The sequence below is a fragment of the Dyadobacter sp. BE31 genome (genome assembly GCF_031457695.1).
Taxonomy (GTDB): Bacteria; Bacteroidota; Bacteroidia; order Cytophagales; family Spirosomataceae; genus Dyadobacter.
This window is the reverse complement of sequence record NZ_JAVDXA010000010.1, coordinates 42950-68058: the sequence shown is the minus strand read 5'-3', so window position 1 is coordinate 68058 and position 25109 is coordinate 42950. Positions and strand designations below refer to the sequence as shown.

General features: G+C 48.3%; 25 protein-coding genes. 19 read left to right on the top strand and 6 right to left on the bottom strand.

Annotation, left to right across the window (positions count from 1 at the left end):
* Window positions 1-81 precede the first annotated feature (81 nt).
* Window positions 82-303, bottom strand: coding sequence for a hypothetical protein (locus tag J2Y43_RS32695; protein WP_309993491.1), 222 nt, complete (start codon window positions 301-303; stop codon window positions 82-84).
* Between J2Y43_RS32695 and J2Y43_RS32690 the strand changes: the two genes are divergently transcribed.
* The 3 genes from J2Y43_RS32690 to mobC are packed head-to-tail and all read left to right on the top strand — an operon-like array spanning window position 265 to window position 3924.
* Entirely contained in the window at window positions 265-654 is a 390-nt protein-coding gene (locus tag J2Y43_RS32690) for a hypothetical protein (RefSeq protein ID WP_309993393.1), read from the top strand. The two genes, J2Y43_RS32695 and J2Y43_RS32690, sit on opposite strands and share 39 nt — an antisense overlap.
* The gene (locus J2Y43_RS32685) at window positions 642-1907 is read left to right on the top strand and encodes a relaxase/mobilization nuclease domain-containing protein (protein ID WP_309993390.1); all 1266 of its coding nucleotides are present in this window, start codon (window positions 642-644) and stop codon (window positions 1905-1907) included. The genes J2Y43_RS32690 and J2Y43_RS32685 overlap by 13 nt, the downstream gene beginning before the upstream one ends.
* 25 nt (window positions 1908-1932) lie before the next feature.
* Entirely contained in the window at window positions 1933-3924 is a 1992-nt protein-coding gene (mobC, locus tag J2Y43_RS32680; protein ID WP_309993386.1) for a conjugal transfer protein MobC, read from the top strand.
* A 902-nt stretch (window positions 3925-4826) separates the two neighbouring features.
* Here mobC and J2Y43_RS32675 read toward each other — a convergent pair.
* Complete coding sequence (locus J2Y43_RS32675; RefSeq protein ID WP_309993383.1) at window positions 4827-5237, bottom strand: hypothetical protein; 411 nt, start codon at window positions 5235-5237, stop codon at window positions 4827-4829.
* Complete coding sequence (locus J2Y43_RS32670) at window positions 5227-6831, bottom strand: serine/threonine-protein kinase (protein ID WP_309993381.1); 1605 nt, start codon at window positions 6829-6831, stop codon at window positions 5227-5229. The genes J2Y43_RS32675 and J2Y43_RS32670 overlap by 11 nt, the downstream gene beginning before the upstream one ends.
* A 184-nt stretch (window positions 6832-7015) precedes the next feature.
* On the opposite strand from J2Y43_RS32670, the gene J2Y43_RS32665 reads away from it, so the two are divergent.
* From J2Y43_RS32665 to J2Y43_RS33690, 3 genes are read left to right on the top strand one after another with little or no spacing between them, the layout of a single operon-like run.
* Window positions 7016-7276, top strand: coding sequence for a multiubiquitin domain-containing protein (locus J2Y43_RS32665; protein WP_309993380.1), 261 nt, complete (start codon window positions 7016-7018; stop codon window positions 7274-7276).
* The gene (locus tag J2Y43_RS32660; protein WP_309993377.1) at window positions 7251-8411 is read left to right on the top strand and encodes a ThiF family adenylyltransferase; all 1161 of its coding nucleotides are present in this window, start codon (window positions 7251-7253) and stop codon (window positions 8409-8411) included. The genes J2Y43_RS32665 and J2Y43_RS32660 overlap by 26 nt, the downstream gene beginning before the upstream one ends.
* Window positions 8398-8820 (top strand): DUF6527 family protein, encoded by a 423-nt coding sequence (locus tag J2Y43_RS33690; protein WP_409014527.1) that lies wholly within the window; start codon window positions 8398-8400, stop codon window positions 8818-8820. The genes J2Y43_RS32660 and J2Y43_RS33690 overlap by 14 nt, the downstream gene beginning before the upstream one ends.
* A 70-nt stretch (window positions 8821-8890) precedes the next feature.
* Here J2Y43_RS33690 and J2Y43_RS32655 read toward each other — a convergent pair whose 3' ends face one another.
* Entirely contained in the window at window positions 8891-9016 is a 126-nt protein-coding gene (locus tag J2Y43_RS32655; RefSeq protein WP_309993375.1) for a hypothetical protein, read from the bottom strand.
* 45 nt (window positions 9017-9061) lie between these two features.
* Between J2Y43_RS32655 and J2Y43_RS32650 the strand changes: the two genes are divergently transcribed.
* Window positions 9062-9238: a hypothetical protein gene (locus J2Y43_RS32650; RefSeq protein WP_309993373.1), complete on the top strand. Its 177-nt coding sequence runs from the start codon at window positions 9062-9064 to the stop codon at window positions 9236-9238.
* A gap of 272 nt (window positions 9239-9510) precedes the next feature.
* Here the strand turns inward: J2Y43_RS32650 and J2Y43_RS32645 are convergent, their stop codons facing one another.
* Together J2Y43_RS32645 and J2Y43_RS32640 are read right to left on the bottom strand one after the other, a co-directional pair.
* On the bottom strand, window positions 9511-10731 hold the full coding sequence (locus J2Y43_RS32645) for a DUF1501 domain-containing protein (protein WP_309993370.1): 1221 nt from the start codon (window positions 10729-10731) through the stop codon (window positions 9511-9513).
* A 73-nt stretch (window positions 10732-10804) separates the two neighbouring features.
* A complete protein-coding gene (locus J2Y43_RS32640; protein WP_309993367.1) occupies window positions 10805-12244 on the bottom strand; it encodes a DUF1800 domain-containing protein in 1440 nt (479 codons plus the stop codon).
* 317 nt (window positions 12245-12561) lie between these two features.
* Between J2Y43_RS32640 and J2Y43_RS32635 the strand changes: the two genes are divergently transcribed.
* The 12 genes from J2Y43_RS32635 to J2Y43_RS32580 all read left to right on the top strand — a co-directional run bounded on the left by J2Y43_RS32635 (window position 12562) and on the right by J2Y43_RS32580 (window position 24739).
* The gene (locus J2Y43_RS32635; protein ID WP_309993365.1) at window positions 12562-13569 is read left to right on the top strand and encodes a histidine kinase; all 1008 of its coding nucleotides are present in this window, start codon (window positions 12562-12564) and stop codon (window positions 13567-13569) included.
* A complete protein-coding gene (locus tag J2Y43_RS32630; RefSeq protein ID WP_309993362.1) occupies window positions 13566-14354 on the top strand; it encodes a LytTR family DNA-binding domain-containing protein in 789 nt (262 codons plus the stop codon). The genes J2Y43_RS32635 and J2Y43_RS32630 overlap by 4 nt, the downstream gene beginning before the upstream one ends.
* A 142-nt stretch (window positions 14355-14496) precedes the next feature.
* On the top strand, window positions 14497-14997 hold the full coding sequence (locus J2Y43_RS32625; protein WP_309993359.1) for a DUF6515 family protein: 501 nt from the start codon (window positions 14497-14499) through the stop codon (window positions 14995-14997).
* Window positions 14998-15052: 55 nt separating this feature from the next.
* Window positions 15053-17377 (top strand): TonB-dependent receptor, encoded by a 2325-nt coding sequence (locus J2Y43_RS32620; RefSeq protein ID WP_309993357.1) that lies wholly within the window; start codon window positions 15053-15055, stop codon window positions 17375-17377.
* Window positions 17378-17385: 8 nt separating this feature from the next.
* On the top strand, window positions 17386-18192 hold the full coding sequence (locus J2Y43_RS32615) for a DUF4249 domain-containing protein (RefSeq protein WP_309993355.1): 807 nt from the start codon (window positions 17386-17388) through the stop codon (window positions 18190-18192).
* 16 nt (window positions 18193-18208) lie between these two features.
* Window positions 18209-19021, top strand: a complete 813-nt coding sequence (locus tag J2Y43_RS32610; RefSeq protein WP_309993353.1) for a hypothetical protein — start codon at window positions 18209-18211, stop codon at window positions 19019-19021.
* Window positions 19022-19156: 135 nt separating this feature from the next.
* Window positions 19157-19534 (top strand): DUF2147 domain-containing protein, encoded by a 378-nt coding sequence (locus J2Y43_RS32605; protein ID WP_309993351.1) that lies wholly within the window; start codon window positions 19157-19159, stop codon window positions 19532-19534.
* Between the two features lie 92 nt (window positions 19535-19626).
* Complete coding sequence (locus tag J2Y43_RS32600; protein WP_309993348.1) at window positions 19627-20928, top strand: TolC family protein; 1302 nt, start codon at window positions 19627-19629, stop codon at window positions 20926-20928.
* A gap of 32 nt (window positions 20929-20960) precedes the next feature.
* Complete coding sequence (locus tag J2Y43_RS32595) at window positions 20961-22067, top strand: HlyD family efflux transporter periplasmic adaptor subunit (protein WP_309993344.1); 1107 nt, start codon at window positions 20961-20963, stop codon at window positions 22065-22067.
* Window positions 22068-22100: 33 nt separating this feature from the next.
* Complete coding sequence (locus J2Y43_RS32590; RefSeq protein WP_309993343.1) at window positions 22101-22796, top strand: acyloxyacyl hydrolase; 696 nt, start codon at window positions 22101-22103, stop codon at window positions 22794-22796.
* A 10-nt stretch (window positions 22797-22806) separates the two neighbouring features.
* Entirely contained in the window at window positions 22807-24048 is a 1242-nt protein-coding gene (locus J2Y43_RS32585) for an FtsX-like permease family protein (protein ID WP_309993342.1), read from the top strand.
* Between the two features lie 16 nt (window positions 24049-24064).
* Window positions 24065-24739, top strand: coding sequence for an ABC transporter ATP-binding protein (locus tag J2Y43_RS32580; RefSeq protein ID WP_309993339.1), 675 nt, complete (start codon window positions 24065-24067; stop codon window positions 24737-24739).
* Window positions 24740-25109: the final 370 nt, after the last annotated feature.

Genomic DNA, 25109 nt, shown 5'->3' with positions numbered 1-25109 from the left:
CTAGTCCCGCTGGCCGCCTTGTCGAAAAGTTTAGCAACCGGTTTTAGATGATCGGTTATGGCGCCCCCCCTTTGGGGCGGCTCAACCACCTGTCTTTCCGTGGTTGGCCAGATGTACAAATGTATCACGCGGCCAGCCGCGGTGCTTCATTTGGATCTGGCTGCTCGCGCAGGGCGACCCGCGCAGGGCGGCCCGCGTAGGGCGGCCCACTCGGAACTCGTGGTCTTTTGGAGTGTGAGATTTTTGAAATAAATAATCGTGGATATGGAAGAGGGGAAAGAAATACGAGAAAAATGGCTTCATGTAAGGCTATCGAGTCGAGAATCTGCTGAGGTCAATAAGCTTTTCAAGGCAAGTGCAGAAAGGTACCTGAGTGATTTTGCAAGAAAGAAATTGCTCGGCAAACCTGTCTTGGTCGCTACCCGAAACACCTCGCATGAGGGGCTCATCGAGCAGCTCGCAGGACTCCGTACCGAGCTCTCGCGCATGGGGGCTAACTACAATCAGGCCGTTAAAAAACTGCACGCTGTCTCGCGGATCAAGGACTTCGAACACTGGCTGGTTACCTATGAATTGGACCGCAGAAAATTGCTGTCTCAGGTGGAACATGCCGGGCTTGTGATCGCTGAATTGGCAGCACAATGGTCGCGGTAATTCACAGTGGTTCGTCTCTCAGAGAGGCGCTCAACTACAACGAAAATAAGGTCAAACGCGGTGTTGCTGCGTGTATCGATGCTGGTTATTATGTGAAGGACGTGGAAGATTTGAGCTACCGCGACAAGTTCTCCAGGCTACAAAAATTGATGGACCTCAATAGCCGGACCAAGGTCAATACGCTGCATATCTCACTAAATTTTGCCGCAGAGGATAAGCTTGACAAGGCATCCTTGCGCCAGATTGCCGGCACCTACCTGGATAAGATTGGCTTTGCATCGCAGCCCTATCTGCTCTACGAGCATCACGATGCAGGACACCAGCACGTGCACATTCTGACGACGAACATACGGCCAGATGGAACGGCTATCAATCTGCACAACATTGGTAAAACCCGCTCGGAGGATGCCCGTAAAGACATTGAAAGCGAGTTTTCATTGGTTCGTGCCGAAGACCTCAAACGAAAGATTTTTGAGCTTAAACCCGTCGGCCTTTCGCCCTTGCAATATGGCCGGGCGGAGACCAAACAGGCCATCGCTAGCGTGCTGCAATCAGTCATCAGGGATTACCATTATACTTCGCTCGCCGAGCTAAACGCAGTCCTGGCGCAGTATAATGTTTATGCCGATCCGGGGGGCGAGGGGTCCAGAGTCAAACGGGGTTCAGGTTTGTTGTTCCGCGTGTTGAATGAGCAAGGAAGCAGTATTGGTGTGCCAATCAAAGCCAGTGATTTCCATTTTAAACCTACTTTGAAATCATTGCAAGGTCGTTTTCTCGCAGGCAAAATCGCACGTGAAAAGTACGCAGTACGCTTGAAGAATACGATCGACAAGGTTGTTTCCTCGGCGACCTTAGGTGATCTGACTGCCTTCCAGCGGACGCTTAAATCAGAAGGTGTAGCGCTTGTCTTGCGCGCCAGCAAGACGGGTTTGATCTACGGGCTCACCTACGTCGACCACAGGACCAAAGCGGTGTTCAATGGAAGCGATCTTGGAAAGGCTTATAGCGCTAAGGCGATTCAAGAGGCGCTTGCACCTCCGGACGTTGATACAAAGCAGAAGGCACAATACCAGTCCATAGCGGCCGATAATTCAACATCAGACGGTCAATTCAAGCTCCCGACTTTCGGCGGAGGCGCACCGGTGGCCAAGCACGAGACAGACGAGTTTTTGGCTTCACTGTTTCGTCCTGAAAGCGGTGAGCAGAGCGTGCCGTGGCAACTTAGGAAGCCATCTCGCAGGAGGGGACGGTAATACTTTCAATCAAAATCATAAGCTTATGAGCATCCAAACAGCAGAAAACCAGCAAGCACTCGCGCGTATATCGGATATGACGCGCTTTCTATCATTGGCAATTTTGCTAATCCATTTTCACTATTATTGCTACGGTTTATTTCAGATCGCAGGCCTTGTTAACGGGTTCACCGACCGGATCCTGGAGAATATTTCAAGGACGGGTCTATTAACTGCGCCGTATAAATCCAAGGCGATTGCCTTGGGCTTGCTCGCAGTTTCGCTCATCGGAACGAAGGGCAGAAAGCAGGATAAACTTAAATCCAAGTCAGGTATATACTTGGTCCTGGTCGGTCTTGCCTTGTATTGGCTACCAGTGTTTATTCTCGGGCTGCCTGGACCGATGAAACTTCTAGGCGGTTTTTATATAGGCCTGACGCTAATTGGTTTTTCGCTCGTGCTTTCCGGCGGGACGCTACTTTCACGGGTGCTTAAAGTGAAACTTGGCGGGGACATCTTTAACCGGGAAAACGAGACGTTTCCCCAAGAGGAGCGCCTTTTGGAAAACGAGTTTTCGATCAATCTGCCTGCCGAATACATCCTTAAAGGCAATCGTCGAAAAAGCTGGATCAACTTTATCAATCCATTTCGCGGGATCCTGGTGTTGGGCTCACCTGGTTCTGGTAAGAGCTATTTCGTGATCCGCCACATCATTTCCCAGCACATCCGGAAAGGGTTTTCGATGTTTATTTATGATTTCAAATTTGATGACTTATCGCTGATAGCCTATAACAGTTTCCTGGCTAATCAGCATGCCTACAAAGTTTTGCCGCGGTTCTATACCATTAATTTTGATGACCTGGACCGTAGCGCCCGGTGCAACCCCTTGGAGCCTTCGACCATGCTTGATATCACCGACGCTGCCGAGTCCGCACGCACGATCCTGCTCGGTTTGAACCGAGAGTGGATCAAAAAGCAAGGTGATTTTTTCGTAGAATCTTCGATCAACTTTCTTACCGCAGTCATTTGGTTTTTGCGTCGTTACCAGAATGGGGAGTTCTGTACTTTACCCCATGTGATTGAGCTGATGCAGGCGAACTACGATGAGCTCTTCACGATCCTGCGCATGGAAAAAGAAATCGAGGTATTGGTTAACCCCTTTATCAGCGCATACCTGAATAATGCCATGGAGCAGCTGGAAGGCCAGATAGCGTCGGCCAAGATTGCATTGGCCAGACTCTCATCGCCTCAACTCTATTTTGTGCTTTCCGGCAATGATTTGACGCTGGATATCAATAATCCGGATGCGCCCAAGATTTTGTGCATCGGTAATAACCCACAGAAAATCCAGGTGTACGGTGCCGTGATTTCACTCTACGCGACAAGGCTCATCAAGCAGGTCAACATGAAAGGGAAGCTCAAAAGCAGTTTGATTTTCGATGAGTTTCCGACCATTTTCCTTAACAATATTGATGGGTTGATCGCCACAGCACGGTCCAATAAAGTCGCTACCACCCTTGGCGTCCAAGACGCATCCCAGCTCCGGAAGGACTACGGCAAGGAGCTGGCTGAGGTCATCGTTAACATCACAGGCAACCTCATCAGCGGCCAGGTTTCTGGCGATACTGCAAAGCACCTTTCCGAACGCTTCGGTAAAATTCAGCAGGGTCGAACGGCACTTTCCCTGAACCGTTCGGATACCTCGATAAGCAAATCGATCCAGTTGGATCTGGCGATTCCGGCCTCCAAGATCTCGTCCATGAGCTCGGGGGAATTTGTGGGTCTGGTTGCCGACAACCCGGATCAACCCATCGAATTGAAAGCATTTCACAACCGGATTTTAAACAATCATCAGGCATTGGCAGCAGAATCGGAGGGCTTTAAACCAATCCCTGTCGTAAGGCAGATCAATGGGCAGATCATCAAAAAGGTGTTCGAGCAAATTAAGGATGATGTGCGCGAGATCACTGAAACTGAAATTGCGAATATCAAGCAGGACCCGGCGCTGAAACACCTTTTAATTTCCAAAAAGAAGTGAGCTAGACCCGTAGCAGACAACTTTTGCATTCCCAGTAGTCACAAATCCATACAGGGCCGTCGCCGCCATTTCCCGGTAAGGTGCATCGGTCGTCCAGCTTTTTCCAGGCTCGACCACTAGAGCTAGTCTCGAAAATGAGGTCTTAACAACTCTATCGACTTTTTTCAATTCCTCTCTGACAATTGCCCGGACGCGGCCCAAGAACTGTTCGACTGTTAATGAGTGCGGCAGGATGGTTTCGATAGTTTTGAAGTTGGTGAAAACTAGTCAGTTTGCACAGAACGCTCCTCTATAAGCAAACATAGGTAAACAGTTGGATATCTACTCCATATCAGTTTTACCTATTTGGAAATCGAAGGGGTCTAGCATTTCCATATTGCTAATTTTTTTTTGTTTTCCAGGCAATACTAAAACAGAAAAAGCGATGGAAAGGATGAGTGGAGCAGACGAGCGAAAGAATGCCTGTCGCCAGATCAATTGGTTACGCTTGCAGACCTGAAAAGTGTTCGGGATGAGCTTTGGCAGCAATTACCGGGACGAGGGTATCTTCAGCGGACAACGCAAAGAAATGGCTCAAATCGTCTGAGTTAGAAAACTACTAAATATTTCACCGGCTAAGTTGTAATACGTCACCAAACTCACGGGCGACACTTCGGTTAAGCATACAGAATCTGTACTTCACGGTTTGCACGGAACTAGACGAGGCTATGCAGGCTCTTGGCAAGCAGTGGTTAATGGTGATACATAAAAGAAGGTTCTGAGGCTGTTGTACCAAAAAGAAAAAGGGGCCTGCAAGTGATTGGTTTGCAGGGCGCTTGAAGTAATTATTTGTGATTCCGCTGGGACTCGAATATAAAAATTACCCCCAAAAACGGTTGGCTATTAACAATAGCTTGGACGATCTAAATAACCTGTTCTTGTTCAATACCGCCGTTAGAAGACTTTTCTTTGGGTGCCACCTCTTTCGGTAGTTCGGTTTCATACATTTCCCCGAATTTCCACTTTGTGAGCTTGTTAGCCTCTATATCCAGTTTGGATATGGTGATCCTGAGATCCGCGCGAACTAGTCTTGCCAGGTTCTGCAGTTCCGAGACCGTCACTTGCTGGTGCTTGGGAGCTTGCACGATCATGTTGACAGCGTTAAGGGATCTGATCATGTCGGTTTCCAGATTTTTCAGACGTTCCTTCGTCGTCGCGGCTTTGGCAGCCTCTATGATTTTCTTCGTTTCAGTCATGTAGTAGGTGACCACACTAAATATAAAGGCTGCAATGGTGATGATACCGCAAAGCAGGTTAAAAGCATCAAGTGTCATAACGATTTAGTTTTTCGAGTCTTTGTTTAATTTCAATTTCAGGGGCGTGTCGCAGCTTCGCCTCTGCTAGCAATTGCTTCATTCCAGGAATCAGGGAGTCGTCATCTTTTTGCGAGTGATCCCCACGCTCTAATCCGGCAAAATAGATATCAGCTAGGATGAGGAAAGGTTCGAAACTGCTTGGGTACTTCTTTTGCAATGTTATCGCGATCGCTATGGCATGTCGATAGTCATCGGTTTCCATTATGATCATGAGCTGGATGTAGTTGATACCATAGTTAAGCCTGCCCGACTTTTCCCAAGCTTGGGCAGCAGCGGACAGCGCCTCGGTGTTCCGCTCCAGCGCGAACAAAATGGCAGAATGTAAGGCATTGGCGTCCGGATATGGTTGCGTGATATTCGTTGCCATTCGGGCATAGTGTTCTGCCCGGATTAATTCATTTCTGCGGAAGTACGCCTTTGCCAGCTCAAAGTTTCGATAAGCTCCTTCAAATAGCGAGAGCGTAGTCACTTCGATTTCCTCATGCAAGATTTTTAGACATTCCTCATTATTGCCATAGCGTTCATTAGCTTTGGCTTTCAAAATGAGAAACAGATTGCGATCAGACCCGTTGGTTAGTTCGGGGTTAGATTCTATCCGAGAGATCGTATCCGCGAAATATCCAAGGTTAAACAGGCCATTGCATATGTTATAGAATTCGATGGAGGTTGGCTCCTGGGCATCCGGCTTAACCGTTTCCTTACCGTAACTATGCCTTAGAATGGATGCCAGATCTGATGCAACTTCTCCAAAGTTTGCATATCGGCCTGCCGGATCCCGGTAGAGGCAACTTGAAATCACCCTTTCAAGCGGAGGAAATTTGAGCCTGGATAAGGTAGTTAAAGGATACAGCTGCCCGGCTGCCTGCAATTGCTTTAGCTCATTAATGTTAGATACAGTAGTTGCACCAGCAAGCTGATTTCCAAGAAATGCTTCGAACATGACACAACCGAAGGAGTAGATGTCCGACTGCATTGTTGGCGATTCCCCGAGACAGACTTCGGGAGCCAAGTACAGGGGCGTGCCCGCTGGCCCGTTCATTTTCTGCGCCGCAACCATTTTAAAGCTGGCCAAACCGAAATCCGCAATTTTGGCAATACCGCCAACCACGATAATATTCTCAGGCTTTATGTCCGCGTGTACAAAATTCTTGAATCGGTGTGAAAGATAGTCTAGTCCATAACACAAGCCGATAAAGCAGGCAATCAGATCTGAGACGTCAGGCCGGCTGCCCACTAAGAAATCGCGGAAGTTCAGGTCGCCGTACTCAAGGATAAAAAATGGAAGCTCTTTCGAACGGTGGTGCGCGGAGTACGTTTTTATGATGTTTGGATGTGTTCCTACACCGAGGGATGTCAGGCCCTCGCGGAAAAATAATTCAGATAAATAATCAGACTTGCCCAGTTCAGGCCTGATCTGTTTTATCGCCACCCGGCGTGGAAAGGGGGTTTTATCATCGCGAACCATCGATTCAGATAGGAAGACATTTGCCATTCCGCCTTTTCTTACCGCAACAGTACGGTAGCGCGCTTGAAGAGGGTTTTCCAGTATCATTTGATGAGAGGGTATATAACTGGTTTACCGCAATTTAGTGGAATTGGAGTAACAAAAGAATCGCTGTCGAAAATGATTTTGAAGACAGCGGCACAATCCCGGCATAAGGTTCTTAAAACGATTGAAAATGTTTATATTTGGAGATAATGTATAAGTAACTTAATTCTAAAAACCCTTCGTAAAAATGAGTGAGAAAGAAAAAGACAAAAAAAAAGTCGAAATCGTAGTAAATGGCACTGCCTTTGAAGTTGAAAAGAGCATAATAACCTATGCCGAAGTCGTAACAATGGCGTTTCCGGACTTTGCGCAGCATCCGGAAATGACTTACTCCGTTACCTATCAGCGCGGGCATGGTGAAAAGCCCGAAGGCATTTTAGTTCCCGGTGGAGAGGTTAAGGTCAAAGATGAAATGATTTTCTATGTTAAACACACTGGCCAGTCATAACAAGGACATAGGAAAACTTCTTAGCAAAGGATACGCCGTTTCAATTGACAACAACCTTCTGGTCATCCGTGATATTCCTTATTTGAATAGTGAGGGGCAGCTTCAGATCGGAGCAATAGTATCGAAATTGATTTTTATTGATGCTGTTCATGTACAGCAGGATGATCATCAAATATATTTTTGTGGATCGCATCCTCACGAAGTAGATGGGTCTCCGATCAGCAACCTGGCTGGGGGCCCGGTTGCTTTGCCATTACTTGCAAGTGACATTAGAGTTGAAAGGTCATTTTCAAATAAGCCGGTTGGTGGTTTTAGTGACCTCTTTGAAAAGATCGAAAGTTATGTTACTATCATTTGCGGCCCGGCGATTGCGCTGCACGGAGCGAATCCATTGACATTTAGGGCTGTCGATGAACTATCCTCCAGCGTTTTTAAAATCAGGGATACGCTGACCAGCAGGGCTGAAATTGGTGATCTGGCGATGCTGTTTGCTAACGATGTGATTGCTATCATCGGATTGGGGGGAACCGGATCCTACCTCCTTGACTTGGTTGTGAAAACACCGGTAAAGGAAATTCGTGCTTTTGACGGCGACTATTTTCATGTACACAACGCATTCCGATCGCCGGGCAAATTGTCCGATCACGAACTAGGAAAACGAAAAGCGGAAGTTTACCAGGCGCGGTATTCGGAGTTCCATTCCTCGGTGAGCATCGTGGCCAAGCAAATTGACAATACTTCGACGCAGGATCTAGAAGGGGTCACTTTCGCGTTTGTATGTGTCGATAAAGGACAAAGCAGAGCCGAAATCGTTGGGTTGCTTGACCAAATGAAAATACCATTTATCGACTGTGGAATGGGGCTGGAGCGGGCTGGAACACCCATTAGCGGAACAGTTCGAACGACGTTTATTGATGGTAGTGAGCGCAATTCCGACGACGCGAAGAACTATATGCCGCTGACGACCCAGCCTGATGATGTCTATCGAAGCAATATTCAACTCGCTGAACTCAATGCGCTGAATGCTGCGATAGCGCTAATTAAGTTCAAACAGATCAGGGGCTTCTATTCAGACGATAACTCATTTTATCACACACTGTTTACTATTGACAGTCTTCATCATGCCAGACAATAAACAAGAAATTGCCTTACTGCGGGTACGGTACCTCCCCAAGGTGCTGCTGCCCGGAATTTTGTATGTGTCTCATGATTTCAATGTAGCGGGGCACATTTGCCCCTGTGGGTGCGGAAGCAAAGTCATAACACCACTGGGCATTTCCGAATGGTCCCTTGGTGAGGCTGATGGCTCGGCCACCTTGTATCCGTCGATAGGTAATTGGCAGCTACCCTGCAGGTCTCACTATTGGATACGGAACGGTTCCATCGAATGGTCCTATCAATTCGACGATGAACAAATAAAAGCAGTCTATGAACGGGAAGAGAAGGAGCGGATCGACCGATTCGAAAATGTGGAGGACAGCGCAAAAAAAATGTCGCGGTGGCGTCGCTTCTGGAAATGGATTTCCAGGTACATGCCGTGGTAGTCAAGACATTTTGCATCATTTCTATTACAAATATTCTGCGGAGGCAGGCAAGGTGTTATAATCCAATAGTTCAAAGGATCAGCAGCGTCGCGTCCTCCATGAACCGGACTGAGACAATATCATGGCGGTCGATAACCGTACCAGCCGTTTCGCCGTGCGATTCCAGGTGCAGCTTCACACTTTCTGCCAGGTCCATGAAGTGGAGGTGAGTGTCCCCAAAAAGGCAAACCTGTCAAAAGAAGTGGAAACCAATATTGTCGGGGAATCACTATTCAACGATGGTATCGGCGTGGTGATCTTCGCTACGCTGCTTCAGATTTCGGCCGTGGGCATTGAAAATTTCGGCACGGCCGATATAGCGATCACAAATGCTCGACATTCCGAAAATTATGACTTTTTCTTTTTTGAACATCTGTAAGTCATCCGAACTATTTGAGGGATTCACCTTTCGCCCGACCTACTAGCTAAGTTTTTGAGTCCCGATCGGAAATTGTCGAATCCACACGTTCTGCTTATGTATTTCGCAGAGAAAGTGCCGGTGCCGATGGTCCTGCTGCTCATAATTGCTGCAAAAAGCGAGCTGGGCCTTTCTGCTCGTCAAGTATGCCCAAATTCAGCTGAGATCATTTGCTCGACAGAATAGGTATTTTAGCGAATGCCGTTAAACTGCCCAGGAAGATTCCCTTTCAATTACAGCAGGCTAAGTTTGGGAAACTTCTTCCCGAGAATAGCCACATCGTCTGTTGCAAGCCAATCTTCCAACAGCGTCGCATAAATGCTCCGGAAATCAATGGTGAACTTTAAATCTCCCATATCCAGATTGTGCAGATCAGGCGCTTGATCGTAAACACGCTCGCTGCGAGTCCCGCTTAGACCTCCTCCCACCAGAAAAACACTGTTGGCCGTCCCGTGGTCAGTCCCGTTGCTCGCATTCTCCTTTACCCTGCGCCCAAATTCGGAGAAAGTCATGACCAACACGTCGTTTTGTCGGTTGGTCGACTTCATATCACCCATGAATGCTTTGACTGCCTCAGCATACTGCCGTAAAAGCCTTTCCTGCTGACCCGTTTGGTTTACATGTGTATCGAAGCCGGAAATGGAAACATAATACACCCTTGTCGTGGTGTCTGACTGGATCAGCTCGGAAACAGTTTTTAACCGTTTACCCAGCTCATGCGCAGGGTAAACGCCGATGGTGCGACGCACCGATTTTGCCGACTTATCATAAAGATAGGCTGCGGAGGATACCGTCTCGGCCAGTGTTTTATAAAGATATCCAGCGTTATTTTGCATTTCCGGGTATCTGTTGTCGGCCAACTCTTTGATCATCCCGTCGCGGGTTTGGTTATAAATCTTTTTTGGATTAAGCAGGGCAAGTCCATTTACCATGTTTCCTTTCATACTCAAACTAAGCGTATCGTCTACTTCTATCGCCCGGTGCTGCGCACAGCCTCCGGCCTCCAAGCATGTAGCATCCAGGTACCGTCCTACCCAGCCTGTTTTCAGATATTGGTCGGAACTGCTTGCCGTTTGCCAAATATCCATGGACCGGAAATGGGACCTGTCCGGATTGGGATACCCCACATTGTTGATCACTTTAACCAGCCCATCGTCATATAACGCCTTCAACGATTCCAGCGCGGGATTGAACCCGACTTCGTCGTTCAATGCCAGTACTTTTTCACGGGCGATGGCCAGAGTGGGTCTTTCGCGGTAATAAATGTCGTTTCGAAAGGGTATAACCGTATTGAGCCCGTCGTTGCCTCCCGATAGCTGCACCACCACCAATATTTTGCTGCCCGTAGGATCTACGTTCATTTGATCCAGTTCATAAGCCTTAAGAAATGACGGGATCATCATAGTCCCGGCAGTGGTTAAGGCCGATTGCTTCAAAAATTCCCGTCGTTTCATAATGATCAATTTTGACTGGCTTCTTTAAAATGGAATGCATTTCGATGTACGCAAGTACTCTGCGTTAACACTTCTAACAAAGTTGATACTCAGGCAAAGCCATAAGTGCCGCAGTTAAGTTTTTGATTCGTTCATCCGGCGCGCTGCTACCGGCAGTTTGAAGAATCAATGCATGCTGTGTTTTCCCTAGCGGCTGCTGGATCAAATAAGCCGCCAAAGCATCAGCCAGCTGGGCGGAACCAACCCCCGAAAAAGACTTTTCAAATGCATCCCAGTTGATCTCCACCTGCATCAAATCACCTCCGCGCCTGGCGAGCAGTTCCGTATTCACGTCACCATCTTGCTTGGGCTGCAGGGTCACCGCATGCGACCTCAGAATAAGATCAGGCAATTTCATCCGGAATAAAAGGCTTGAAGAATCGATCCAGTTTCTCCCTGCGGGCCACCCGGCCACATTAGGTGGATAAAGTAAAACTTGCCCCAATGTACGTTGGATGAATATTAACGATTGCTTTTGCTGGAAAACAAATCCCAGCGAATGCTGCATCCCTACAAGCAATTCAACGGGTGATTTTATGCGGTTACCCCTCACCGAAGTTTCATAAAACCAGTCAGCCGTCAGAATGTCGTCCAGAAGCCTGGCAATGTCATAACCACTTTTATAAAACCTTTCAGCAAGGCCTTTGATCCGCGTTTCGGCCTCCGGGTTTTCCGTCTGTTCGCTAACCAGAAATTGATATATTTTGCCTGCAACGAAACGAGCCGTCTGCTTTTTTTCCAGCAGTAATCTGATTACATCTTCGCCCTCAAAATGACCGGTTTGACCAAGAATCGTTTTTAACCCATCGTCATGCTGATTGTTCCGAAAGGTAAATTCTCCCCTCAGATTATATCCCCAACCGGTAAACGCCCGGGCGGCGTCCTTGATATCCGCTTCTGTATAACTCCCTGAGGCCCGCCCTAATGTGAGCAGCTCCATTACTTCCCGGGCAAAGTTTTCGTTGGGCGCATCCTTGCGGTTCTGCTGATTGTTGAGGAATTGAAGCATTGCCGGTTCTTTTGAAACTGCCATTAACAGATCCGCAAAATTGCTCAGGGCATGTGTCCGGATCGTATTAAGGTAACGCTGGACGGCGGCCGGATTGAGCACCCGGCAGGCAAAATGCCCATGCCAGAACAAAGCCATTTTTTCACGAAGAACGTCTTTGCCGGAAGCCATTTTCTCGATCCAAAGCACATTTAAGTCACGTATAAGTCCCGCATTTCCCTTAATCCGCATTTTGATTGCTTCACGATCGGGCTTACCATTGGTGACCAGTTTTTTAAGCGTTTTATTGCTCTTAAACTGATTAATATCCACGACTACCAGCGGCTGAAAGCTAGACTGGGTTAACATTTCCTTCACCACGGTTTTGACGGTCCGGTTCTCTTTCAGTAAGCGCTCATGGGTTGCCCCAAACCCGGCACGCCAGTACAGGTGCTGTAATTGTTCTGATTTGCTGATGTTTTCCATGGCAGTGATTTACATGGGGTTAGCCCGTTACCTGAAAGTGCTTATGCAGGATGTGTGCAAGCCACCAGGCCCCATATCCGGTTCTATGACTTCGAAGGCGACACAAGGTTTAATTTGTTACCCCGGTCTTTAAGTTCTACTGTACAATATTCCGGATCATCCCCCCTGATCTCAAGACTGGTCAGCTTCCTTACTTTAGGGGTGGTCTAGTCGGCCGGTTAAGGACTATCGTGGCCGTTTGAAGTTCAATTTTGTCCCTTTCATGTTTATCGGCCCTGAGTGGTTGTCTGATTTTCAATTCCTTTAATTTATTTTAGATGATGAAAAAATTCAATCTTTGGCCAGGGCTTGTCATTTCGGTATTTATAGCTTTGATCGTTTTCATATCGAGCGCGATACGATTAGACCAAGTGGAAAAGAGCGAACTGGTACTAAGGAATGCTGGCATTACATTTCTGATATCTATTTGCTGCTGGATCACAAACCAGTATACACTGGGTGCCGCCTGGATTAGGGGCAAGGCGCTGAAAACGGGGTTTGCCCTTACAGCCTGTGCATTAGTCGCCATTGTCATTCTTTATCCTTTGCGGGAAATGCATACAGAGAGCTTCCCAATGATGAACCTTAACGGTCTTCCCCAGGATAGAAAAATGATGATGATGGCATTTAGGGGGCTCATGGTAGGCGGACTTGAGTATTTTGTTTCCTTCTATCTTCAACTGGTCACAGACAGTCAGAATTCCAGAATCGAAAACCAACTGCTCAAACAGGAAAATCTGGAAGCCCGGCTGAGTCTGCTCAAACAACAGGTAAATCCTCATTTTCTTTTCAATTCGCTGAGCACGCTCAGAACGATTGCCACAGACGCTCCAACAAAACAATACGTAATGCAACTCGCCAATGTATACCGCTATCTACTTGGCAATGAGCAGGAGCATCTGACTTCACTTGAAAGGGAGCTGGAATTTGCCCGATCTTATATTTACATTTTACAGGAACGCTTTGAACGCGCCCTTCATGTGGATATCGAACTCCCAAACACCAGCCTCAGCTGTAAAATACCGCCCTATTGCTTGCAGATTCTGATAGAAAATGCAGTAAAGCATAATATTGTATCTGTAGATGCACCACTGACGATCCGTATTTATGTCGAATCGGAAATGCTTTGCGTAGAAAACAACGTTCTACCCAGAATGTCTGTGGAAGAAAGCACGGGAAAAGGGTTGAATAATATTAAAGAACGCTATCAGCTGCTTTCCAACCAAGAAATTGAAATCGTTAGTAGCAGCGCCTGTTTTATTGTCAAGTTGCCCTTATTAAAATGAGAGTATTGATTATTGAAGATGAAATAAAAACGGGAAGGGAGCTCAAGGCTCAGCTGGAAATGCTTGACGATAGCATTGAAATAGTAGCTATACTACCCTCCATAAAGAGTGTTGTGAAATGGTTTTCGGAAAACAGCGCGCCTGACCTGATATTTTCCGACATCCAGCTGGCGGATGGCCTGAGTTTTGAGATCTTTAAACAGATCAAACCCAGCGCACCGGTAATCTTTTGTACAGCTTACGACACCTATGCGATCCGTGCTTTCGAAACGAATAGCGTCGATTATCTGCTCAAACCCATTGATGAAAGAAAACTGGAAGCCAGTCTCTGGAAATATCAACAAATGCGGGCTGTATTTGGTGGACAGTCGGACGATGGCGGATATGAGCACACACTGACAAAGAAAATGGAGCTAATGCTTCAAAAGTTGGGTCCAGGTTCTTACAAATCGACCCTTCTGATACATTACCAGGATAAGATCATCCCGCTGAAAATAGCCGAGGTTGCCTACTTCCATTTCGAAAACAGCCTGGTGAGCGCCCATTCATTTTCAGGTCAGAAATACGTACTTAGCCACACCCTTGACGAGCTTGAAACCCTGGTCGATGGTTCCCTGTTTTTCCGGGCGAACAGGCAGTTTATCATTAACCGCAACAGCATTGTCAATGCCGAACATTATTTTACAAGACGTCTTGTTGTAAGACTAGCCATTCCCGCCTCCGGTCCGGTGATCGTGTCCAAAGTCAAGTCTTCGGAATTTTTGCGATGGCTGGAAATCCATTAATCCTGGCCTGTTCAGCTGCATTTTTGTCCCTTTCATTTCGATTGCCCGGAAGTGACCTGATGACCGGTTTTAATTTTGAAAAGAAATCAACGCTTTATCAGCCCCTTGGTTTTGGTCATTTCAAGATTAAACATAATATTCCATGAAAACGCTCAAAGGGCTTTTGGTCATGACTATGATGGCCCTCTCATTGCATGCAAATGCCCAATCCTCAGTAACGGTGATCCGGCGGCCTCCGCGCGAATCGAAGATCGTTGTGCACGCCGGTGTTCGGTATCACTATCACGGCGGCGTTTATTATAAACCGTATGGTCGCGGGTATGTAGTGGTCAGGCCGCCAGTAGGCCTTCGCGTGACCCTACTGCCTGTTGGTTACACCAGCGTTACAATGGGCAGAATGCCCTATTTCTATGCCGGTGGCGTGTATTATGTACAGCATTCCCCGGGCCGGTACGAGGTAGTAGAGCCTCCTAAGGAATTGGCGGTAAATAACAGCCCGTCCCAACTATCCACACTGCCTGAGGGCGCGCAAAGCGTTTACATCGCAGGCCGGAAATATTACAAAATCAACGACACCTACTATGAAAAATCAGTTTCCGAAAATGGGAGCGAAAGTTACGTGGTTGTCGGCAAGGTGGAGTAATTGTTAAAATTTGGCGCCTGCCAAGCATTTCTCACACTGCACATCATTTCAATTTATGATCCGATTCATCAAACTAACGCTCTGCCTGCTGCTGCTGGCGGCAGGCGGTTCGTTGGCACAACAAAAACAAGCTACCATTGCCGGCACTGTGAAAGATGCGGCTACGGGCGAAACGCTGATCGGTGCTACGGTAAGCGTAAAGCAATTACCTGCTACCGGTACTGTAACCAATGAATACGGTTTTTACTCGCTGAGTCTTCCGCCAGGTGCCTACACCCTGATTTACTCTCTGGTTGGTTTCAGCGAAAAGGCACTTGAAATATTACTGGTTTCAGACCAAAAACTGGACATTGCCCTGTCCGACCAAGCTACCACGCTGAACGAGGTGGTAATCACTGCCAACAAAAATGATAAGGTTTCCAGCACCCAAATGGGTGCAGAAAAGTTGAACATCACAGAAATAAGCACCGTTCCTGTCTTGTTCGGAGAGCGGGACCCGCTCAAAGTCCTGCAATTGCTGCCGGGGATCAAGTCGTCGGGGGATGGCGGGAGCGGCTTTTACGTACGGGGCGGAGCCACCGATCAGAACCTGATCCTGCTCGACGAAGCGCCGGTTTACAACGCGTCGCACCTGCTCGGCTTTTTCTCCACTTTCAACGCGGATGCCATCAAGGATATGACTGTTTACAAAGGGGGAATGCCGGCCCAATATGGCGGGAGGCTTTCGTCGGTGCTGGACATCAAAATGAACGAGGGCAATAACCGGGATTATGAGGTGAGTGGCGGGATCGGGCTTATTTCGGCCAAGCTGAATGTGGAAGGACCTATTCAGAAAGACAAATCCTCGTTCCTGCTGTCCGCCCGGCGAACCTACGCCGATGTGTTTCTGAGGGCTTCGAGCGAGTATAGGGACTATCGTCTTTATTTCTATGATCTGAATGCCAAACTCAATTTCAGTCTAGGGGAAAAAGACCGCCTGTACGTCTCGGGATACTTTGGAAAGGATGACATGGGTATGGGGGAAACTTTCGGGTTGCAATGGGGAAATGCAACGGCCACCGTGCGCTGGAACCACATCTTCAACCGTAAACTATTCTCCAACACTTCCCTGATTTTTAGCAATTATGATTACAATGTCGCCATTCAGAATGGTGGAAACCAGTTTGATATCTTTTCCCAAATCCGCGATTACAACCTCAAACAGGAATTTCAGTGGTTTCCCAACAACAAAAATACGGTGCGCTTCGGCGTGAATGCAATTCACCATACGATTACGCCGGGTGAGGTGACGCCTACCGGATCATCAAGTATCAATGCTTCGGAACTACAGAAAAGATTCGCCTGGGAGAATGCCTTGTTCGCTTCGAATAGCTGGCAGGTGTCATCCAGACTGAACCTGACCTATGGATTGAGAATCAATGCGTTCAGCGCGGTCGGCGAGGGTGATTTTTATACCGTGACCTCGGCCGGGATGGTAATCGACACCCTGCACTACGACAAAGGACAGGTCGCCAAAACCTATCTGAACCTGGAACCGAGGCTGTCTGCCAGTTACCAGCTGGGCGAGCTTGCTTCGGTGAAGGCGTCTTACGTGCGGAACGTGCAGAACCTGCACCTGATATCCAATTCCACTGCCTCCAACCCGACAGACAAGTGGATCGCGAGCAACAACAACATCAAGCCCGAAATATCCGACCAGGTTTCGCTGGGTTATTACAGAAACCTGGTCGAAAACCAGTACGAGCTTAGTACGGAGATCTATTATAAAACCATGCAAAATCAGATCGACTACCGCAACGGGGCCAATATATTCAGCAATTTCGATGCTATTGAAACACAGCTGCTATTCGGCAAGGGGCGCGCTTACGGTTCCGAATGGCAGCTCAAAAAGAAGTCGGGTAAACTGACCGGCTGGATTAGCTACACATTGTCCAAAACGGAACGAAAAATCGATGGCATCAACAGCAACCTTTGGTACAACGCCCGACAGGACCGTACGCATGATGTTGCCCTGGTGGGTATTTACCAGCTGAACAACAAATGGACGTTGTCTGCAAACTGGGTGTACTACACCGGGAACGCAATCACCTTTCCGGCCGGTAAATATCAGGTAGATGGCCAGACCGCCTACTACTATACCAAACGGAACGGCTATCGGATGCCTGACTATCACCGTCTGGACCTGGGTGCCACTATGAAGCTAAGCGATCGTAAAAACCTGAAACAGGAGCTGGCATTTAGCCTCTACAATGCTTACGGCAGGGAAAATACCTACATGATAGAATTCCGGGACAGCGAGTCGATACCAGGCAGAACGGAGGCAGTCCAAACTGCTCTTTTTAAATTCATACCATCGATCAGCTACAATTTCAAATTTTAAACGAAGATATGTCAACCTTAAAATATTCAGCCACGTTGCTGCTGTTCACATCTTTTCTTTGTTCCTGTGAAAAGGTGATCGACGTTGAACTGGACCCGGCCGATCAGCGGTATGTGATTGAAGGGCAGATAACCAATCAAAAGAAAGGGGCCCTGGTGGTGATTTCCCAAACAACGGATTTTGAAAACACAGGTGTCTATCCGGGCGTTTCTGGTGCCATCGTCACTATTTCCAACACACAGGGAAACGTCTATCCATTAATGGAAACGCAGCAGGGAATTTATCAGGATTCCCTCTTGGTTGGAAAGCCCGGAATGAGCTATCGCCTTCACGTAACGCTAAACGGAAGCGAATATACAGCAACTTCCATCATGCCTGATCGGGTGAAAATGGATTCATTATTTGTCAAAAAAGATGGTTCCAATATTTCAAATCGGGAGCGGTATCTTGCCCATGTAGGTTACACAGATCCCGGCAATGCGGTCAACTTTTACCGTTTTGTTCAATTCAAAAACGGGGTTAAAGAGAAAACCATTTTTATCCGGAATGACGACCGCACGAACGGCAACAAGGTGACTGCCCCCCTGCGTTACCCGGCAGATGACGACAATGACATACTGACCGGCGACAAAATCACCGTGGAAATGCAGTGTATCGATCAGGCGGCGTACCAGTACTGGTACAGCCTTGATAGAGGTGCACTGGGCGACGGAGGCGCTGCATCACCGGCCAATCCGGTCAGTAATATGCAAGGCGGCGCCCTGGGTTATTTCAGCGCACACGCCAGTGAAACACGTGAGATAACGGTACCCTGACCAAATGCTTTGTTGTATGAAAAACATAGGACTGGTCCGCGCTGCCGGATATTACTTCTCGTTTATTTTCCTGCTGCTTTTTGCCGAAGGTGCGCTGGCCCAAATTCCCGGCGACACGATACCAAAAAAGCAGGTGCCGCTCCTTTCCGTCTCACTAAAAAGTCAGTTCCCCATACAACAGGCCATAGGGCTTGAAGTGATGACGAAAACAAAACTTTCGGGCTATCTGGGTTTCGGGCAATTTTCCAGGTTCTATACGACGGTCGCATTAAACGCATTGCCGAACAAAAAAGTGGAACAGCAAATGCGGCGACGGTTCATCAAGGACAACCTGAGAAACGGCACCGTTTTTGAAGCCGGGCTGACCTATCACCTTCCCAGACGAAGGAAATTTTATGCCGGGATCAACTTCCAGAATCAAAACTTCACGCTTCCCTCCACCACACAACAGCTGGTTGAAAACTATGACTTCCTCGACAGCCAGGACCGCAAAGACAAAATAATGGACCTGATAGATAAAAATGCCCGGCTCAGGGAATTTTACGAGACCGCAGAGATCATTTCGAAGGTCTCACTGCAAAGGCTCGGTATTACCATAGGCAGACGTTTTGGTTTCATGAAAATACCACGTTTCGGGCTTCACACAGAGTTGTCGGGACAATGGAATATGGGTAGCCGCACCTCGATTGAATCCAGCTCGCTCATCGGGAACGTGCTCGTTAACCAGTTCGCAGAGCCCATTTTGCGGGAGAAAACCAAGGATAGTTTCAGCTCTTTCTTTTTGCCTTCGCTGACCCTCAAAGTAAGCTACGCCCTGGTGACACGGTAGCGTAATCCCGGCCTGCCATACAGCCTGGCAAGTATTCCGTCCCTTTCGACCGGCAATGTGTCCTCTTCATTCCATTTTGACAAAAGGGACATTTGGACAGATGTTTAATTTGAATACCAAACTAACAAAACACTCATGGATCCATTCAGGAAATCGGCATACTTCGCAGCGGGCATTCTTGTTCTTCTGTCTACCGCTGGCTACGGTCAAAAAGAGATTACCGGAAAATGGCTCAGCCCGGACGGCGACCGCAAAATCGAAATCTTCGAAAACAATGGAAGCTTCTTTGGAAAAATTATCTGGCTGAAAAACACCGCCGGTAAGATACGGGTGGGCGATATCGTTCTGAAAGACATCACTTACAAAAACGACCAATGGGAAGGAAAGGCGTATATACCTGCCCGTGATCAGGACATCCCCGTCAGCATTTCCATGTCTGGCAACGACGAACTTCAAATTACCGGAAAAGCCGGTATGATGAGCCGGAAGAAGCTATGGAAGAGATGTAAATGATCTGAAATGAGCGGTTTTCAGTTCCAGGCCCATTGGTCCATTTTATTGCCACAAAGCCTAAGAGGTTGTTGAAGATGATAAAAATAAAATTAATGCTCCGATTACTCCTCCTTTGTACTGTCAGTTTTCCCGGCCATGCTCAACTCAGGTTTAGTTCGCTCGAAGAAGTATTCGGTTATGCAGATCAAAATGCTGTCAGTATACAAAGCGCCAGGGATCAGCAACTTATTGCGGCCTCAAAAACCAGGGCTGCGAAAGCGGCCTTGCTCCCGGCTGTGAACGCTTCGGCCGGGTTTAATGATAACATTACCCTCCAGCCCACGCTGGTGCCGGCGAGCCTGCTGAATCCTGCCGCCCCGGAGGGGATATTTAATGAATATACTTTCGGCAGGAAATACCTGTACAGCACAGGGGTGCAGGCGAGTTGGGAGGTGATCAATTTCCAAAAATGGTTCGATGTGAAAACCTCCCGGGCGGCGCAAAAGCTCAGTGAGGCCAATACCCGCAGTGCCCGATTTCAGGTTTATAACCAGCTTGCGCAAACCTATTATTCCATCCTGCTTACTGAAAAATACATTGCCATCGCCAGGGGCAACATTGCAGTATCGGACAGCATTTGCCGCATTGCGGAGGACAAATACGAAGCCGGCATATTTACCGAAGAAAATCTGAACCGCAGCAAAATCCAGCACATACAAACTGTACAGCAGGCAGGGAGTCTTTCGGCATCCCTCGCGCAGCTGTACAACCAGTTCCAGTCGCAATTGAATACCTCCGAGCAGGTTATGCTCTCAGGAGAATTAACTGCTTCTCAGCCTGGCAGCGTTGGAGAAGAAAGCACTGCGCCCATTCACCCGCAGGTACAGGTTCAGCAGGCGCAGCTGCGACTGAACGAACGGCAGCTTGCTCAAAGCCGGGCTATGGCATATCCTTCGCTGACAGTAGGTTATCAATTTAATCGCAACTGGGCCACAGATAAAATGTTCGACCTGTCGGCGGCCAACAACCTGCCCCAGCAATTCTGGGGTCTCAAGTTAAGCATACCCGTTTTCAACGGTCTGTTTACCCGGGAAAAGGTTACCCAGGCGCAAATACAGCTTCATCAGCAGCAGCGGGTATTGGACAATCAGGCACGCGTCGCCCGAAAGGAAGACGAGAACCTGTTGATCCAGTTCCGTCAGAGCACGGAAGACCTGAAACAACAGGAGGCGGTCCTGCGGCTCCAAAGCAGCAGTGATAGCCATACCAACGACCGGTATGAAAGCGGGATTATCGGTCTGGACGAACGGCTGGACAAGTTCCAGGACCTGCTGCTGGTGCAGAACCAGTACATGCAAAGCCTTAGCAACTATTACGTTAGCTATTATCAGCGCTACCTGAGGATAAAACTATAATGTCGAAATCAATGAAGGCAAACAGCACGACAATGATTACAGCAATGCTGTTGACGTGCCTCTGGGCATGCAGTAGCCAACAGGAAACCAGTCCGGTCAGGAAAATTCTTCAACAGGCTGTTTTTGCCAGTGGCCACCTGGAACAGGAAAATGAATTCGTGATCGCCGCCACGGCGGAAGGCACGATCAGGGAGCTTAATATGCGTGAGGGAGATAAGCTTACCGCCGGGCAGATCCTGGTCCGCATTAAGAGCGATGCTGCTCGCACCCAATTGCAGGAGGCACGGATCGTGTACAACGATGCCTTGAAAAATGCCGCTCCTGATGCACCGCAGTTGTCGCAGCTACAGGCGCAAATCGGTGTAGCACGGGCACAGCTCGATCAGGACCGGCTCAATTATGAACGTTACAGGTCTTTAAGAAGCAAAAATTCAGTATCGCAGCTGGAATTTGAAAAAGCCGGACTGCAGTATAAAACTTCGCAGAGTAACCTTGTTGCGTTGGAAAAAAGTTACAGCCAGGCGCAGGATGCGCTGCGCCTGAACGCCGACAGAAGTCTGCAACAGGTAAAAACCCAGCAGGCTATTTTGAGCGAGTACGAAATCAGTACAGATAAGCCGGGAGTCGTGTTGGATGTGCTCAAAAAAAAGGGTGAGCTGGTGCGCAAGGGCGAGGTAATTGCAAGGATCGGCAGCGGACGGCATATTATGAAGCTTTTTATTGCAGAGGACGATATCACGCGGCTCAGCGTAGGTCAGCGCGCTATCATACAGATGAACAATTACCCCGACACCACCTTCACCGCTACCATCACCCGCATATTGCCCGCATTCGACCAGTCGGCACAATCGTATTCGGTCGAAGCAGCGTTTGTAAGCCCTCCGCCGCTCCTGTTATCGGGTACCCAATTGCAGGCCAATATTATGCAGGAAGGAACCAGGTCTGTGCTCGTGATCCCGTCGGCAGCTTTGGTAAGAGGGCAGTTTGTACAAATGCGGGACGGAACGGAAAGGGCGATCAGGACCGGGCAGAAAGCGGGTAGCTGGGTGGAGGTGAAAGCAGGCCTGACCGAAAAGGATGTTATCCTTTTGCCTAAGGATAAAAACAAAAAACAGGGCGTAGAACTACCGGGTACCTGACATGACCGAACATTGAATATCATTATGTCCGATATGAGAAAAGTAAGCGCAATTGTATTTTTTATCCTCACAATCACAGCAGGAGCAGACAAAGCCTGTGCACAGTATCCTCCCGGAGACCGATGGTATCAGAACCCACTTGGATTTGAGCCCCTTAGCCTGCACACCAGCATGGGTTTGATCGTACCAGCGCTGCTCACGGGCGCCGCCCTGATACTGACAAGGAAGGACAGCGCATTACATGAAAGGTTGACCCTGTATACCGAAGTGAGCGCCACATCCGGTTACAAATACCCCTATACGAATATGACCCAGGGCAGTACCGGCCTTAACCTGATGCTGCGCAAATGGCTTTCGGTTGGCGTGGAGTTGAGCACGACCGTTCCCTTTGATGACTATAACAGTACGGTTGGCTTCGCCATCCGGCCTTTTGCCCGGTTTTGTGCCGTTGATAAGCCTGCCTGGAAACTATGGTTTGAATCGGGCGGCGGGCTGGTGTACTTCACCGATCATTTTCCCAAACCAACCAGCCGGGACAGCAGGGCCGGGACGTACCTGAATGGCACCTCCAAATACGGGATCGGTGCTTCCGTCCGGCTCCGCAGCAATATACAGCTCCTGTTCGGAGCACGACACCTGCATATTTCCAACGGTAATACAAAAGGCGCGGACAGAAACCCCTCACACGACAGCAATGGACTATTTGCGGGATTAAGCTGGATTTTATAAAACAAAAAAAATGGCAAACGTAAATACGAAAATATCCTGGGTATATCTGACCTCAAAAATAAGGCAGCTTATCGTAGCAGTGCTGAGCGTCACCTTCGGCATATCGATGTACATCTTCATGAACAGCTTTATGAATGGTGTGAACGGGGCCCAGACCGAGATCACCTTTACCACTATGGCGCACATCAGGGTGTATAATGAGCTGGGTGGTGAACCCACGATACTGATCCCACAGAACGGCGGCAGCGATACCCTCCTCAGCGTAAGCAATGCCCGGCATATCAGCTACACCGAGGGCATTAGAAACGCGGACGAGGTGGTACAGGTGCTGCAAAAACACAGAGAAGTAGTGGCCGTTACTGAACAGGTCAGCCAGAACGTGTTTTTCCGCAACGGGGTGACCAAAGTAAGCGGCACGCTTTCTGGAATAGCGGTAACCAATGAGATAAGGATGTTCAATACCATGCAATACATGACCGAAGGCGACCTGAACGAGCTGGAAAGGCGTTCCGATGCGGTCGTGCTGGGGACGGGGCTGGCAGACAAGCTCAGCGCGTCGGTGGGCGACAATGTTACGCTAACCACATCGGATGGCGTCAGCAAAATCCTTAAAGTGACCGGCCTGATACAGACCGGAACGGGCAGCGTGGACAAGAGCCGCGCCCTGATCTCGATCAATACGGCCAGGCAGCTGCTATCCAAAAATAAAAGTTATGCAACCGAAGTGCTCGCCAATATCGGCGATTACAACAAGGCGAAAGCAATAGCCGGTGCTATTAGCCCCGATATCAAATATAAAACAGAAGCCTGGCAGGAAGGTAACGGGCAGCTGGAGTCAGCAAACACCCTGCGGGACATCATCGCCATTGCCGTTTCACTCACCATACTGATCGTGGCCGGGTTCGGTATCTACAACATTATGAACATGACCGTCAGCGAGAAAATACGGGAAATAGCGATCCTGAAAGCCATGGGTTTCGATGGCAAAGACATTGTACAAATATTCCTGGTGCAATCCGTTATTATTGGTTTAATCGGTGGTTTTATCGGGCTGTTGCTCGGCTTTACCATTGCTTCCATCGTTGACCGTATTCCCTTCAAAATCGCATCTTTGGATACACTTCCGATCTCTTACCTGCCAGCTGACTACATACTGGCGATGGTCTTTGGGCTGATCATCACATTTGTGGCAGGATACCTGCCCGCACGCAAAGCGTCCAAAATAGATCCCGTGGAAATACTCAGAGGTTAATCATCTTTATAAGAAAATGAACACAGCACTGTCCGCAAAAGGCCTTAACAAATATTTCCATGAGCCGGATACCTTCCAGGTACTCAGGGACGTGGGCTTTGAAGTGAAAAAAGGAGAGTTTGTGGCCATTGTCGGCAAATCAGGTTCCGGTAAATCGACCCTGCTTTACCTGCTCTCGACAATGGATACGAACTACCAGGGAAGTATCGCTATCAATGGGACCACCGTTACCGGACTTAGCCAAAACGAGTTGTCACGGTTCCGCAACGCACACATCGGGTTCGTGTTTCAATTCCATTACCTGCTGGCTGAATTTTCGGTGCTGGACAACGTGATGCTGCCTGCACTCAAACTAGGCAAAAAGTCCAAAGAGTTGATAGAAGCAAAAGCCATGGAGCTACTGACGATGCTGGACATTAGAGGGCACGAAATGAAGAAGGCATCGAAAATATCTGGCGGACAACAGCAGCGGGTGGCCATTGCGAGGGCTCTGATCAACGAACCGGCAATCATCATGGGGGATGAACCTACTGGAAATCTCGATTCGCAGAATACTAAAGTGGTGTTTGACATCTTCCGTCAATTAGCTCACGAAACAGGACAAACCATTATAGCCGTCACCCACGACGATGAATTTGCTGCGAATTGTGACCGGATCATCGAGATGGTGGATGGGAAAATAATGTCTTGAGCAAACGTAACCAAGATATTGGATTTGATGAAAGATTCCAGCGCGGATATGCTGTCCTTCAGTAACTCGCACAAGCCGTTTTATCGAGTTATTCTGCCAGCCTGACCGGGAAGACGACCGTCATTACCATTTATCAAATCAATACCAGCTCGGCAGGTAAGCCCAAGGACGGCGATCCAAGTGGCGTAGGCGGCTGAACTGGGCTTACTGCCTTATGTTTTCGCGGGCAATCTGCGAAAAGCAAACTAATACGTTCCCGGAAAACAGAATTTCTGTGCCAGAATTTTAAAAACGCGAGGGCTATGCCAACGATTTTTTTTGACTGTGATTCTTGGGTTTAGATAGTCAAGCCTTTGTATAAAGCCGATTA